The sequence below is a fragment of the Streptomyces sp. NPDC024632 genome (assembly GCF_055559175.1).
This window is the reverse complement of sequence record NZ_JBVHLD010000027.1, coordinates 79,196-92,295: the sequence shown is the minus strand read 5'-3', so window position 1 is coordinate 92,295 and position 13,100 is coordinate 79,196. Positions and strand designations below refer to the sequence as shown.

Here is a 13,100-nt window from a genome sequence, read left to right as displayed (position 1 = left end):
GGCCGCGCTGGCAAAAAGTTCCAAGATTTACGTCCAGGTGGTTGCTTACTGCCAGTCCGGCTCGACAGGCTGCGCGGAGCAGTTTCTTGACGTACCCCCGACAGTTTTGCCCCGCACACCCCCGCACACGCCCCCGAACACCCCCGGACGACAGCCCCACCAAGCAGACCCACGCACACGCGAGGAGCACGGATGCACCGCCCGCTCAGACAACCGCGCAGCCGCAGAACCCTCACCGTGGCCGCCGCGCTCTCCCTGCTGGCCGGCCTCTCGGTGACCGCCGTCACCACGACCTCCGCCACGGCGGACGACCCGCAGACCGCCCGGCAGGCGGAATTCACCGCGGCGGCCCACGAGTTCGGCGTACCGCTGCCCGTACTGGAAGCCGTGTCCTTCTACGAGACCCGGTGGGAGGCACACGCCGGGCAGTCCAACGCCGAGGCCGGATACGGCCCGATGAACCTGACGAACCTCACCGCCGGGGACCTCGACGCGGACGGCCTGACCACCCAGTCGCCGCGCTACGCCGACCTGTTGAAGGCCCCGGCCGAGCACACCGCCGCCGCCGCGGCCGGACTCCTCGGCACCGACACCGCCGCCGTGCAGAGCGACGAGACCCTGAACATCCGCGGCGGCGCCGCGCTCCTCGCCTCGTACGCCAAGGGCTACGGCCACGGCAGGCTGCCGCGTGACATCGACGGCTGGTACGCCGCCGCCGCCCGCTACAGCCAGTCGACCGAGAACAAGGTCGCGCAGACCTTCGCCGACGGCGTGTGGGACACGATGCGCGGCGGCGCGACCCGCACCACGCAGGACGGCCAGCACATCACCCTCGCGCCGACCGGGCACCTGCGCCCGAACCGCGACGACGTGCGCAAGCTGGGCCTGAAGGAGGTCACTCCGCCCAAGAGCTCTCGGAAGCCGGAGTGCCCCACGTCGCTGAACTGCGACTTCATACCCGGCGCGTACACCCTGCTCGACCCGTCGGACCTGGCGGACTACGGCAGCCACGACCTCGCCGACCGCCCCCACGGCAACCTCGACGTCCGCTACATCACGCTGCACAGCACCGACGAGACGTACGACGGCACGCTCGACCTCTTCCGCGACCCGACCTACGCGGCGGGCGCGCACTACGTCGTCCGCTCGCAGGACGGCCACGTCACGCAGATGATCCCCACCAAGGACATCGCGTGGGACAGCGCGAACCGCTCCTTCTACCAGCACTCGATCGGCATCGAGCAGGAGGGCTGGGCGACGCACGGCGCGAGCTGGTACAGCGAGAACCTGTACCGCTCCACCGCCCGGCTCGTGCGCTACCTCGCGGCGAAGTACGACATCCCGCTGGACCGCGCGCACATCCTCGGCCACGACAACATCCCCGGCGGCACCGAGAGCGGCGTCGCCACCCAGCACTGGGACCCCGGACCCGGCTGGGACTGGGAGCACTTCTTCGACCTGCTCGGCGCGCCGATCCGCGCGACCGCCAAGCCGGGCAGCGCCGTCGTCGCCATCAAGCCGGGCTACGCGCGCAACAAGCAGACCACCACGTACTGCGACGACGTGCAGGGCTACAAGCAGTTCCCCGGCCCGTACCGCGCCTTCGACTGCCCGGTGACGTCCACCGACACGCCGTCGAGCTTCGTACCGCTCCACACCGCGCCCAGCACGAGCGCGCCGCTGGTCGCCGACCCGTATCTGCACCCGGACGGCAGCGCGGGCACCACCGCGATGAACGACTGGGGCGACAAGGCACCGGCCGGTGAGCAGTACGTCGTCGCCGAGCGCAGGCCCGGCTGGACCGCGATCTGGTGGGGCGGCACCGAGGCGTGGCTCCAGGACTCCGCGCAACACCCGGCCACCGTCCCGGTGAAGGCGTCCCGCATCGTCCCCAAGGCCGGGAAGACCTCGATCCCCGTCTACACCACGGCCTACCCCGAAGCCTCCGTCTACCCGGCGGACTTCGTGGCCTTCGAGGGCGGCGTCGCCCCCCGCGCCCAGCTCGCCCGCGCCAAATACACCATCCCGGCCGGCCAGTCCTACGTCTCCGCCGGCCCCGCCGAGTACACCGACTCCTACTTCGCCATCTACTACGACGGCTCCGCCCCGTACGACCAGCACGATTTCGTCGGCACGACCAAGGTGTACGAGATCGTCTACAACCACCGCGTCGCCTTCGTGAACGCGGCCGACGTCGACGTCATCCCGGCCCACTAGCTTGGCTTGCAGCCCGCCATGTCCGAGCGCGCAGTTCCCCGCCCGGGCAGGCCGGCTTCTTCCGGCGCGCGGAGAACTGCGCCACCCGCCCCCACCGGCCGGTGGCCCGGCCACCACCGAACTGCCCCACCGGGGCGGGCGGTGACCTGCGGAAGCGTCGTGGCTTGTCGCGCAGTTCCCCGCGCCCCTCAAAAGATCGGCTCGCCGTCCGGACGAAAGACGGTGCGCCCCGCCAGGGGCGCGAGGAACTGCGCGGCCAGCCCCCACCGGCCGGTGGTCCGGGGACAACCGGACTGGCCCGGCGGGGCGGGTGGCACCACCGGCGTCAGCCGGTGCGGTCGCCCTCCAGGGCGGCGTGTGTGACGCGCAGGGCGCGGCTGGATGTGTCGAAGGTGCGCTGGGCGACGCAGACGAAGAAGCAGTCGACAACGACCAGTTGGCTGATGCGGCTGGCCATGGCGCCGGGACGGAACGTCGTCTCCCGGCCCGCCGAGACGAGAATGAAATCGGCGAGCCGGGCGGCGGTGGACAGCGGGTGGTTGGTGATCACCACGGTCGTCGCGCCCTCGGCTGCGGCGCGCCGCAGCGGCGCGAGGACGTCACGGCTCTCGCCGGAGTGCGAGACGGCGAGGAAGACGTCCCCCGCCCCCAGGAGCACGGCGCTGGTGAGCGCCGACTGGGAGTCGCCGTGGGCGTGACAGGGCCGCCCGATACGCGCGAGCTTCTGCTGGAGGTCCTGGGCGACGAGGCCGGACGCCCCGACCCCGGCTATGTGGAGTTGCCCGCCGCCGCAGACGGCCTTGACGGCACCCGCGAGCTGCTCGGGATCGAGCTGCGTGGCGGTCTCCAGCACCGCCTGCGACTCGGTGTGCACGAGCTTGGCGATCACCTCGGCGGGCGAGTCGTCCTCGGTGATCCCGGAGGTCAGCGTCGAGCGCGGCGCCTGCCGGGCGGCGGACGCGGCCAGCGCCAGCCGCAGCTCGGGGTACCCGGCGAAGCCCAGCGCCCGCGCGGTGCGGACGATCGACGACTCACTGGTGCCCGCCAGGGCGCTCAGCTCGGAGATCGTGCTGCGCGCGACCTGCGCCGGATCCTCCACGATCAGCGAGGCGATCCTGGCGGCGGCCGGGGTGAGCGAGGGCAGCAGCCCCCGCACCGTGGCGGTGAGCGCGTCACCGGCGTCACTGGCCGCAGTGACGCTGGCTGCTCTGGTGGCCGGTCGTCCCGGGACTTTTTCGTGCACGGGGAAAGAATGCACCGTGAATCCTCCGCGTGGGACCTGCCGGGAGGATTCTCTTGTGCCGCCAGGGGATCGTCGCGGCACCCGGCCGCCCCCGGCGAATGTCACACGTCCGGGTGACAATGTCGGCGTGACCCTACCGCCGCCCGCCGCCCCGGAATCCGCCGGCTCCGGTGCCGCCGACCCGCTGGACGCCCGGCTGCCGTCGCCGCTCGTCGAGGTGGCGGACGAGCGCCTGGCCGCCCGCGGGGTGCGGCTCGCGCTCAAGCGGGACGACCTGATCCATCCCGACCTGCCGGGCAACAAATACCGCAAGCTGCGGCTGAATCTGGCCGCGGCGGCCGAGGCCGGGCACACCACGCTGCTCACCTTCGGCGGCGCCTACTCCAACCACCTGCGGGCGACGGCGGCGGCCGGTCGCCTGCTCGGTTTCCGCACCGTCGGCGTCGTGCGCGGCGACGAACTGGCCGACCGGCCGCTCAACCCCTCGCTGGCACGGGCCGCGGCCGACGGGATGCGGCTGGAATTCGTCGACCGGGCCACGTACCGCCGCAAGGCCGAGCCCGAGACGCTGGCCGCGCTCACCGACCGGTTCGGGCCCGCCTATGTGCTGCCCGAGGGCGGCAGCAACGCGCTGGCGGCCGTCGGCGCCGCCGAGCTGGGGCGCGAGCTGGACGGCGAGGCCGACGTGGTGGCGGTCGCCGTCGGTACCGGCGGCACCCTGGCCGGGCTCGCGGCCGGGCTCGGCCGGGCGGAGGCGATCGGCTTCCCCGTCCTGCGCGGCGGCGGCTTCCTGGCCGCGGAGGTGCTGCGGCTCCAGGAGGAGGCGTTCGGCGGCCGACGCGGCCGGTGGCGCCTCGACGACCGCTTCCACCACGGCGGTTACGCCCGTACCACCCCCGAACTCGACGCCTTCGCCGCCGACTTCGCCGCCCGGCACGGACTGCGCCCCGAGCCGGTCTACGTGGCGAAGATGCTGCACGGCGTCCACTCCCTGGCCGAGGAGGGCGTCTTCCCGCCGGGCACCCGGGTGGCCGCGGTGATCACGGGCACCGACCCCGGAGGGACCGGATGATCATCGAGAGGGCGTACGCGCACATCCCCGCCGCCGAGGGCGACGACGAGTTCCGCGGGGACCGCTGGCCGTGGTCGGTCCCGGCCGTCGCCGGGCTGCTGCGCGACGGGCTGCGCTTCACCGCGCCCGTCACCTTCCTGGTCGGTGAGAACGGCTCGGGCAAGTCCACGCTGGTCGAGGCCATCGCCGAGGGCTTCGGCCTGGACCCGCACGGCGGCCGGGCGGGCTACCGCTACGTCTCGGACCGCCCCCGCTCCCCGCTCGGCCAGCGCATCCGCTTCGACACCACGGCGGCGGGCGGCCGGATGCTCGGCGGGCCGCGTACCGGCCGCCGCGGCTTCTTCCTGCGCGCCGAGACCGCGATGGACGCGCTCGGCCGCGAATTCCTGCCGGTGGAGTCCATGAGCCACGGCGAGGGCTTCCTGCTCGCCTTCCGGGAGCGCTTCAGCCACCCGGTGGGCCTGTACGTGCTGGACGAGCCGGAGTCCGCGCTGTCGTTCACGGCCTGTCTGCACCTGGTGGGCCTCATGCACGAGCTGGGCCGCTCCGGCGCGCAGATCATCTGCGCCACCCACTCCCCGCTGCTCACCGCGACCCCCGACGCGGCCATCCTGGAGGTGGGCGAGCGCGGTGTGCGCGAGACGGCCTGGGAGGACCTGGCGATCGTCGACCACTGGCGTCGCTATCTGGCCGACCCCCGCGCTTACCTGCGTCACATCATCGAGCCGTAACCTGGTGGCATGATCCGCACCGCGACCCCGGACGACGTCCCCGTGATCCACGCGCTGATCCGCGAACTCGCCGAGTACGAGCGGGCGCTGGAGGAGGCGCGGGCCACGCAGGAGCAGTTGCACGCGGCCCTGTTCGGCCCCGACGCGGTGGCGAACGCGCTGATCGCCGAGGAGCCTGCGAAGCCCGTGGCGGACGGTGCGGGCGACGGCTCAAGCGAGGGCGAGGGCGCGGACGCGGGCGCGGGCACCGTGGTCGGCTTCGCGCTGTGGTTCCGGAACTTCTCCACCTGGACCGGCACCCCCGGCCTCTACCTGGAGGATCTGTACGTACGCCCGCAGGCGCGCGGCGGCGGGCACGGCAAGGCGCTGCTGGCCGCGCTCGCGGCGGTCTGCGTGGAGCGCGGCTACGAGCGCTTCGAGTGGGCGGTCCTCGACTGGAACGAGAAGGCGCTGGGCGTCTACCGCTCCATCGGCGCCCGCCCGCAGGACGAGTGGACCGTACAGCGGCTTTCCGGCCCGGCGCTGGCCGAACTGGCCGCGCTGGCGCACGCTCGGTGAACCGGGCGGATTCTCATGCGAATTGAGTCGGCAGACCACTACCCACGGTCCGTGCTCGTGCGCTTACCATGGGTGACAGAGATACGGATACCGTACCGTTCCCCTACCGTGCGCCGTCCGGGCGACAGCGGGGTACGGATCGCGATAGCGTCGCTGCGAACCAGAGCAATCACTGTGTGCCACCGTGGAGGTGAGGGTGTCCCAGATCGCAGGCGAGCCCGGGTCGAAGGACTTCGTCGAGGTCCGGCTGCCCGCGGCGGGAGCCTATCTGTCAGTGCTGCGCACGGCCACGGCCGGACTCGCGGCACGGCTGGACTTCACCCTCGACGAGATCGAGGATCTGCGGATCGCCGTGGACGAGGCGTGCGCGATCCTGTTGCAGCAAGCCGTCCCCGGGTCCGTGCTGAGCTGTGTCTTCCGGCTCGTCGGGGACTCGTTGTGGGTGACCGTCTCCGCGCCCACCACCGACGGCAGGGCGCCGGAGCGGGACACCTTCGCGTGGACGGTGCTGTCGGCACTGGCCGGCGAGGTGGACTCCACCGTCGCCGAGGACAAGACCGTCAGCATCAGCCTCCACAAGAAGCGCGGCGCCGGTCCAGGGCTGTCGTGACTCTCGCGTGCGGGAAGACGGGGAATCGCCATGAGCGCTGAGCTATCCCGGGGTGAAGACCCCGGCACGCCCGCGGGCCACGACGACGCGCACGACGCGCGTCAGTCGCCCGCGGTGCACGGCCGCGCCTCCGTACCGGCCCAACCCGATCCCGCGGGGCCGGCCGGGCGGCGGCACACGGCCAGGCAGCACCCCGAACCCGGCGGGGAGACCCGCACGGACGACCGTATGGACGGAATGGACGCGGCGCAGCAGGCGGAGCAGGCGGACCCCATGGAGCAGCAGGACCAGCGCGAGCAGCCGGAGCGGCCCGGACAGCCCGAGCCGCCCGAGCGACGGGACGCGCCGCCGGAGCAGCAGGCGGAGCCGGCCGGGCCCCCCTCCGCGCGCCAGGAGGCGGAGCCCCGGTCCGACGGGGAAGCCGACCAGGAGCCCGACCGGGAGTCCGACCGCGAGGAGCAGCGGGAGGCGCACGACCCGCACGACCGGGCGGGCGCCCGCGCCCTCTTCGTCGAGCTGAGCAAGCTGCCCGAGGGCTCCAACGAGCGCGCGGAGCTGCGCAATCAGCTCGTACGGATGCACCTGCCGCTCGTCGAGCACCTGGCCCGGCGGTTCCGCAACCGCGGTGAGCCGCTGGACGACCTGACGCAGGTGGCCACGATCGGGCTGATCAAGTCCGTCGACCGGTTCGACGTGGACCGCGGCGTGGAGTTCTCGACGTACGCGACCCCCACCGTGGTCGGCGAGATCAAACGTCACTTCAGGGACAAGGGCTGGGCGGTACGGGTGCCGCGCCGCCTCCAGGAACTGCGACTGGCGCTGACGACCGCGACCGGTGAGCTGTCCCAGCGGCACGGGCGGGCGCCGACGGTGCACGAGCTGGCCGAGCACCTGAAGATCTCCGAGGAGGAGGTGCTGGAGGGCCTGGAGTCCGCCAACGCCTACAGCACGCTCTCGCTGGACGTCCCGGACACCGACGACGAGTCGCCGGCCGTCGCCGACACCCTCGGCTCCGAGGACGAGGCGCTGGAGGGCGTGGAGTACCGCGAGTCCCTCAAGCCGCTGCTGGAACAGCTCCCGCCGCGTGAGAAGACGATTCTGCTGCTGCGCTTCTTCGGCAACATGACCCAGTCGCAGATCGCCCAGGAGGTCGGCATCTCGCAGATGCACGTCTCGCGTCTGCTGGCCCGCACGCTGGCCCAGCTCCGGGACAAGCTGCTGATCGAGGAGTAGCCCTCGCCGGGCGGGCGGCCGACGACCAGGCCCGCCCGGGCGACCGGGACCCGCACGCCCGCGAGAGACCGGCCGCGGACCGCCGGGGCGCGCGGTCCGTCAGGACGCGCGGTCCGTCAGGACGACGTCTCCGGCTGTCAGGACGACGTCCAGGCTGTCAGGACGACGTCCGGCTCATTCCCAGGGCGTCCGTGGTGGCCGGGTGGGCCAGGAGGACGAGGCAGGTCAGGGCGAGGGCGCCCAGGACCGCGCCGCCCGCGACGAAGCCGCCGCCGTCGCTGTGCAGCAGCGTCCAGGCGATCGGCAGCGACAGGAGCTGGATGATCAGCGCGGGCCCGCGGCTCCACCGGCGGGCCTTGCGCAGCCCGTACGCGGCGCCGAGCGGAAAGCCCGCGAGGACGAGGACGAGCAGCCCGGCGAGCACGGCCTTGCCCGAGCCGCCGAAGAACATCGTGACGCCCCAGGCGACCACGGCCAGGCCCTCCACGGCGGCGACGGCGGCAGCGGCGGTCAGCCGCAGCGGCGGCGGTCCCGCGTCGGCGGCGGCCTTCGCGGCGGCGGCTGCCTCCCGCTCGCGCTCGGTGGGCTGTTCGCGCATCGGCGGCACGAACTTCTGCATCTTCTCCGCCACCCGCTGAGGCGGCTTCCGCGTCTTCTTCGAGGGCTGGCTCACACCGGCCAGCGTAGCCCGCTGTACCAGACGGTAGGTACGCTGTCGACCATGCGCGCTCTCCTCGTGGTCAATCCTGCCGCCACCACCACCAGCGCGCGGGTGCGTGATGTGATCAGTACCGCACTGGCGAGCGACCTCAAGCTGGACGTCGCGACGACCGAGTACCGCGGGCACGCGCGGGACCTCGCGCGGCGGGCCGCGGAAGGCGGCGAGGTGGGCCTGGTGGTCGCCCTCGGCGGCGACGGCACGGTCAACGAGGTGGTGAACGGGCTGCTGCACCACGGCCCCGACCCGGAGGCGCTGCCGCAGCTCGCGGTGGTGCCCGGCGGGTCCACCAATGTCTTCGCGCGGGCGCTCGGGCTGCCCAACGACGCGGTGGAGGCGACCGGCGCGCTGCTGGACGCGATGCGCGAGGGGTCCTCGCGGACGGTGGGGCTCGGTCTGGTGAGCGGGACGCCGGGCACCGAGGACGAAGGGGTGCCGCCGCGCTGGTTCACCTTCTGCGCGGGTCTGGGGTTCGACGCCGGGGTGGTCGGACGGGTCGAACAGCAGCGGGAGTTGGGCAAGCGCTCCACGCACGCGCTGTATTTGCGCCAGGTCGCACGTCAGTTTCTGGCCGATCCGCACCGCAGGCACGGCACGATCTCGTTGCAACGCCCGGACGGCGAACCGGTGTCGGGGCTCGCGATGGCGATAATCTGCAACACCTCGCCGTGGACCTATCTCGGGAACAGACCGGTGTACGCCTCCCCCGGCGCGTCCTTCGACACCGCCCTCGATCTGCTGGGCGTGACAAAGATGTCCATGGCCTCTGCCACGCGTTACTCGGCGCAATTGCTCCGTTCCACTCCGGAGCGAGGACCGCGCGGGAAGAACGCGCTGGCACTCCACGACCTGACCGACTTCACCTTGCAATCGCAGGCGGCACTGCCCTTCCAGGTGGACGGTGACCACCTGGGGCTGCGAACGAGCGCGACCTTCACAGGCGTACGCCGTGCACTGCGTGTGATTGTGTAAGTCGAAGAGCCTAAAGTCCTTTTACTCGAACGTTTAGACTGCCCTGCACCCCATGGAAGTACGGCTGTGACCGAGGCGACACCGAGGAATCCAAAAAAACTTCTCTGAAGGGGTTGTATCTCCAGCCGAGGTTTGCGAGTCTCTAGGTGGCGCTCGGGACGGTCTGACAACGACCCCCTTGAGAGCCCGAATCTTCTACCTCACTCAGCGGGACCAGCACCAGTGAAGACTGGGCGGCGTCCCGTTGCCTGCGTAGGGATTCGTGAAAGCGTTCACATTCACAAGCAACGTGCTTGTCACACAAGGAGTTGGAGCAGCCATGGACTGGCGTCACCGCGCCGTTTGCCGCGAGGAAGACCCCGAGCTCTTCTTCCCCATCGGCAACACCGGTCCTGCGCTGCTGCAGATCGAGGAAGCCAAGGCCGTCTGCCGCCGCTGCCCCGTCATGGAGCAGTGCCTGCAGTGGGCGCTGGAGAGTGGCCAGGACGCCGGTGTCTGGGGTGGCCTCAGCGAGGACGAGCGCCGCGCGATGAAGCGCCGCGCCGCTCGCAACCGGGCCCGCAACGCCAGCGCCTGACGCGCACTTACCGCTTCCCCCCGAGCCGCAGCGCGCAGCACCCACCAACACGCGCAGCACACAGCATCATGAAGGACCCCGACCTTCCAGGTCGGGGTCCTTTGCTGTGCCCTCGCGCAGGAAGGGCGAACTCTCAGCTCTCCAGGGGCAGTTCGAGGACGACGCGGGTGCCGCGCGGCTCGGCGGGGACCATGTCGAAGGTGCCGCCCAGTTCGCCGACCACGAGGGTGCGGACGATCTGGAGGCCGAGGTTGCCCGCTTCCTGGGCGTCGAAGCCGTCGGGCAGGCCCCGGCCGTCGTCCTGCACCGAGATGGTGATCCGCTCCCGGCCGCGGGTGGCGGTGACGTCCACCGTGCCCGACTCCCCCGGCCCGAAGCCGTGTTCGAGCGCGTTCTGGAGCAGTTCGGTCAGGACCATGGACAGCGGAGTGGCGATCTCGGCGGTCAGGATGCCGAACCGGCCGGTGCGGCGCGGGGTGACCCGGCCGGGTGAGATCTCCGCGACCATCGACAGCACGCGGTCGGCGATCTCGTCGAACTCGACCCGCTCGTCCAGGGTCTGGGAGAGCGTCTCGTGCACGATGGCGATCGACCCGACCCGGCGGACCGCCTCCTCCAGCGCCTCACGGGCGTTGTCGGAGTCCATCCGGCGGGCCTGGAGGCGCAGCAGCGCGGCGACCGTCTGGAGGTTGTTCTTCACCCGGTGGTGGATCTCCCGGATGGTGGCGTCCTTGGTCATCAACTCGCGCTCGCGGCGGCGCAGTTCCGTCACGTCCCGCAGCAGCACCAGCGAACCGGTGTGGACGCCCTTGGGCTTGAGCGGGATCGCGCGCAGCTGGATGACGCCGTCGCCGCCCTCGACCTCGAATTCGCGCGGCGCCCAGCCGCTGGCGAGCTTCACCAGCGCCTCGTCCACCGGGCCGCGGGCCGGGGCCAGTTCCGCGGTGGCCTTGCCCAGGTGGTGGCCGACCAGATCGGCCGCCAGGCCCAGCCGGTGGTACGCCGACAGGGCGTTGGGGCTGGCGTACTGCACGAGCCCGTCCGCGTCCAGCCTGATCAGGCCGTCACCGGCGCGCGGTGAGGCGTCCATGTCGACCTGCTCGGCCGGGAACGGGAAGGCGCCCTGGGCGATCATCTGGGCCAGGTCGCTGGCGCTCTGCAAGTAGGTGAGTTCGAGGCGGCTGGGGGTGCGTACGGTCAGCAGGTTGGTGTTGCGCGCGATCACCCCGAGGACCCGGCCGTCGCGGCGGACCGGGATCGACTCGACCCGTACCGGCACCTCCTCGCGCCACTCCGGGTCGCCCTCGCGGACGATACGGCCCTCGTCGAGCGCCATGTCCAGCAGCGGACGCCGCCCGCGCGGCACCAGGTGGCCGACCATGTCGTCCTGGTACGAGGTCGGCCCGGTGTTCGGCCGCATCTGCGCGACGGACACATACCGGGTGCCGTCGCGGGTGGGGACCCACAGCACGAGATCGGCGAAGGACAGGTCGGAGAGCAGCTGCCACTCCGAGACGAGCAGATGAAGCCATTCGAGGTCGGAGTCGTCGAGGGCCGTGTGCTCGCGTACGAGGTCGTTCATGGAGGGCACGCCTGTGAGCGTACCGGCCGGGGAGGGGGGTACGGGACGAGCCGTTTTCGGAGATGATTTCGCTGGAGGGTGCATCGACCCGCCGGGGGCCTGGCGAGGAAGCGTCGCCGGGAACCGTAGACAAGGCCGAATGGTCTAGTCCACAATGAAGCGTGACACCACGCGTGGCGCGTACCGCGCGTCGAACGTGACACCTCGTGTGTCGCGTACACGCGTGGCATCAGACCTCCGTCCTCCCCGCACAGGAGGACGGACCGAGGCAAGGCGTTCTCTGCCCTGACTACGCCCTGACCTCAAGGTCGGCCCATCGCGCCGGGGGGAACCGCACACCCCGCCGGCCAGGCGCCGACGGCTGCTCCGGGCTGCGGTGCCGGCGGGGTTGAGGGTCCCCGCTGCGCACCGCGGCCCGTGGGTTTTTTCGGGGGGCTCTTTTGTGGGCGGGGGGGCTCTTTTGTGGGGGCGCCGTGGGGTGGGAGCCGTCTTTTGTGGGGGCGCCGTAATTCCCTTTTTATTGCCGCCCTCTCGCCTCCGGGCGCTTAGATCCGGTGCACCCACCTCGCGCACACGTGGCCCAGGGGCTCAGCCCCACGCGCAGCCGCACCCGAGCGGTGAACCCCACCGCGCAGGCCCTCCACGAGGAGGCAGAGGACCAGCAGCTCCGCGGTGGAGGTCTTGGTGGCGGGCAGAGGTGCCCCGGCGCAGCGCCGACGGGGCCCTGCTCTGCTAGATTGGTCTATACCACACAAGTCCCCTCCAGAACGGCAGGCCCAGCGTGGAAGTTGTCATCGTCCCGGACGCCGCGGCAGGCGGCGAGCTGATCGCGGAGGCCATGGCCGCGCTGCTGCGCCGCAAGCCGGACGCTCTGCTCGGCGTGGCCACCGGATCCACCCCGCTGCCCATCTACGAGGCGCTGGCGGCGAAGGTCCGCTCGGGCGCCGTCGACGCGGCCCGTGCCCGCGTCTGCCAGCTCGACGAGTACGTCGGCCTGCCCACCGGCCACCCGGAGTCGTACCGCTCGGTCGTGCTGCGGGAGGTCGTGGAGCCGCTGGGGCTGTCGGAGGAGTCCTTCATGGGGCCCGACGGGGCCGCCGACGACGTGCAGGCCGCCTGCGAGGCGTACGACGCGGCGCTGGCCGCGGCCGGCGGCGTCGACCTCCAGCTCCTGGGGATCGGCACCGACGGGCACATCGGCTTCAACGAGCCCTGCTCGTCGCTCGCCTCCAGAACCCGGATCAAGACGCTCACCGAGCAGACCAGGGTCGACAACGCCCGCTTCTTCGACGGCGACATCGAGCAGGTGCCGCACCACGTGATCACGCAGGGCATCGGCACCATCCTGGAGGCCCGGCACCTGGTGCTGCTCGCCACCGGCGAGGGCAAGGCGGAGGCCGTCGCGCAGACCGTCGAGGGGCCCGTCGCCGCCGTCGTTCCCGCCTCGGCGCTCCAGCTCCACCCGCACGCCACCGTGGTCGTGGACGAGGCCGCCGCCTCCAAGCTGAAGCTGGCCCCGTACTTCCGCGCCACCTTCGCGGCCAAGCCCGCCTGGCAGGGCGTCTAGGGCCTGCCCGGCGGAACGCG

Annotated in this window: 12 protein-coding genes; 9 read left to right on the top strand and 3 right to left on the bottom strand. The window is 71.9% G+C overall.

Annotated elements, in window-relative coordinates:
- Window positions 1-192: 192 nt before the first annotated feature.
- A complete protein-coding gene (locus ACZ37P_RS37125; RefSeq protein ID WP_467350866.1) occupies window positions 193-2,217 on the top strand; it encodes an N-acetylmuramoyl-L-alanine amidase in 2,025 nt (674 codons plus the stop codon).
- Window positions 2,218-2,542: 325 nt separating this feature from the next.
- On the opposite strand, the gene ACZ37P_RS37120 is transcribed toward ACZ37P_RS37125, so the two are convergent.
- Window positions 2,543-3,460, bottom strand: coding sequence for a MurR/RpiR family transcriptional regulator (locus ACZ37P_RS37120; RefSeq protein ID WP_355347285.1), 918 nt, complete (start codon window positions 3,458-3,460; stop codon window positions 2,543-2,545).
- Between the two features lie 127 nt (window positions 3,461-3,587).
- Between ACZ37P_RS37120 and ACZ37P_RS37115 the strand changes: the two genes are divergently transcribed.
- The 5 genes from ACZ37P_RS37115 (at window position 3,588) to ACZ37P_RS37095 (ending at window position 7,664) form a co-directional block, all read left to right on the top strand.
- Window positions 3,588-4,532, top strand: coding sequence for a 1-aminocyclopropane-1-carboxylate deaminase/D-cysteine desulfhydrase (locus tag ACZ37P_RS37115; RefSeq protein WP_467350864.1), 945 nt, complete (start codon window positions 3,588-3,590; stop codon window positions 4,530-4,532).
- Window positions 4,529-5,263 carry an AAA family ATPase gene (locus tag ACZ37P_RS37110; RefSeq protein ID WP_401306470.1) on the top strand — a complete coding sequence of 245 codons (735 nt, stop codon included), beginning with the start codon at window positions 4,529-4,531 and terminating at the stop codon, window positions 5,261-5,263. Before ACZ37P_RS37115 ends, ACZ37P_RS37110 begins: the two co-directional genes overlap by 4 nt.
- A 9-nt stretch (window positions 5,264-5,272) precedes the next feature.
- Window positions 5,273-5,821, top strand: coding sequence for a GNAT family N-acetyltransferase (locus tag ACZ37P_RS37105; protein WP_467350861.1), 549 nt, complete (start codon window positions 5,273-5,275; stop codon window positions 5,819-5,821).
- Window positions 5,822-6,017: 196 nt separating this feature from the next.
- Complete coding sequence (locus tag ACZ37P_RS37100; RefSeq protein ID WP_188283433.1) at window positions 6,018-6,431, top strand: ATP-binding protein; 414 nt, start codon at window positions 6,018-6,020, stop codon at window positions 6,429-6,431.
- 228 nt (window positions 6,432-6,659) lie between these two features.
- Entirely contained in the window at window positions 6,660-7,664 is a 1,005-nt protein-coding gene (locus ACZ37P_RS37095; protein ID WP_355347413.1) for an RNA polymerase sigma factor SigF, read from the top strand.
- Window positions 7,665-7,821: 157 nt separating this feature from the next.
- On the opposite strand, the gene ACZ37P_RS37090 is transcribed toward ACZ37P_RS37095, so the two are convergent.
- Complete coding sequence (locus ACZ37P_RS37090; protein ID WP_391161609.1) at window positions 7,822-8,337, bottom strand: hypothetical protein; 516 nt, start codon at window positions 8,335-8,337, stop codon at window positions 7,822-7,824.
- A gap of 48 nt (window positions 8,338-8,385) precedes the next feature.
- Between ACZ37P_RS37090 and ACZ37P_RS37085 the strand changes: the two genes are divergently transcribed.
- Together ACZ37P_RS37085 and ACZ37P_RS37080 are read left to right on the top strand one after the other, a co-directional pair.
- The gene (locus ACZ37P_RS37085; RefSeq protein WP_355347298.1) at window positions 8,386-9,354 is read left to right on the top strand and encodes a diacylglycerol/lipid kinase family protein; all 969 of its coding nucleotides are present in this window, start codon (window positions 8,386-8,388) and stop codon (window positions 9,352-9,354) included.
- A gap of 319 nt (window positions 9,355-9,673) precedes the next feature.
- On the top strand, window positions 9,674-9,931 hold the full coding sequence (locus tag ACZ37P_RS37080; RefSeq protein ID WP_031520293.1) for a WhiB family transcriptional regulator: 258 nt from the start codon (window positions 9,674-9,676) through the stop codon (window positions 9,929-9,931).
- 133 nt (window positions 9,932-10,064) lie between these two features.
- On the opposite strand, the gene ACZ37P_RS37075 is transcribed toward ACZ37P_RS37080, so the two are convergent.
- Window positions 10,065-11,513, bottom strand: a complete 1,449-nt coding sequence (locus ACZ37P_RS37075) for a sensor histidine kinase (protein ID WP_355347416.1) — start codon at window positions 11,511-11,513, stop codon at window positions 10,065-10,067.
- Window positions 11,514-12,294: 781 nt separating this feature from the next.
- Between ACZ37P_RS37075 and nagB the strand changes: the two genes are divergently transcribed.
- On the top strand, window positions 12,295-13,080 hold the full coding sequence (gene nagB / locus ACZ37P_RS37070; protein WP_391161610.1) for a glucosamine-6-phosphate deaminase: 786 nt from the start codon (window positions 12,295-12,297) through the stop codon (window positions 13,078-13,080).
- Window positions 13,081-13,100 lie beyond the last annotated feature (20 nt).

Excerpts from the sequence above, each read along its gene's own strand:
- ACZ37P_RS37125 (WP_467350866.1), top strand. The coding sequence starts at position 193 with ATGCACCGCCCGCTCAGACAACCGCGCAGCCGCAGAACCCTCACCGTG.
- ACZ37P_RS37110 (WP_401306470.1), top strand. The coding sequence starts at position 4,529 with ATGATCATCGAGAGGGCGTACGCGCACATCCCCGCCGCCGAGGGCGAC.
- ACZ37P_RS37105 (WP_467350861.1), top strand. The coding sequence starts at position 5,273 with ATGATCCGCACCGCGACCCCGGACGACGTCCCCGTGATCCACGCGCTG.
- ACZ37P_RS37095 (WP_355347413.1), top strand. The coding sequence starts at position 6,660 with ATGGACGGAATGGACGCGGCGCAGCAGGCGGAGCAGGCGGACCCCATG.
- ACZ37P_RS37085 (WP_355347298.1), top strand. The coding sequence starts at position 8,386 with ATGCGCGCTCTCCTCGTGGTCAATCCTGCCGCCACCACCACCAGCGCG.
- ACZ37P_RS37080 (WP_031520293.1), top strand. The coding sequence starts at position 9,674 with ATGGACTGGCGTCACCGCGCCGTTTGCCGCGAGGAAGACCCCGAGCTC.
- ACZ37P_RS37075 (WP_355347416.1), bottom strand. The coding sequence starts at position 11,513 with ATGAACGACCTCGTACGCGAGCACACGGCCCTCGACGACTCCGACCTC.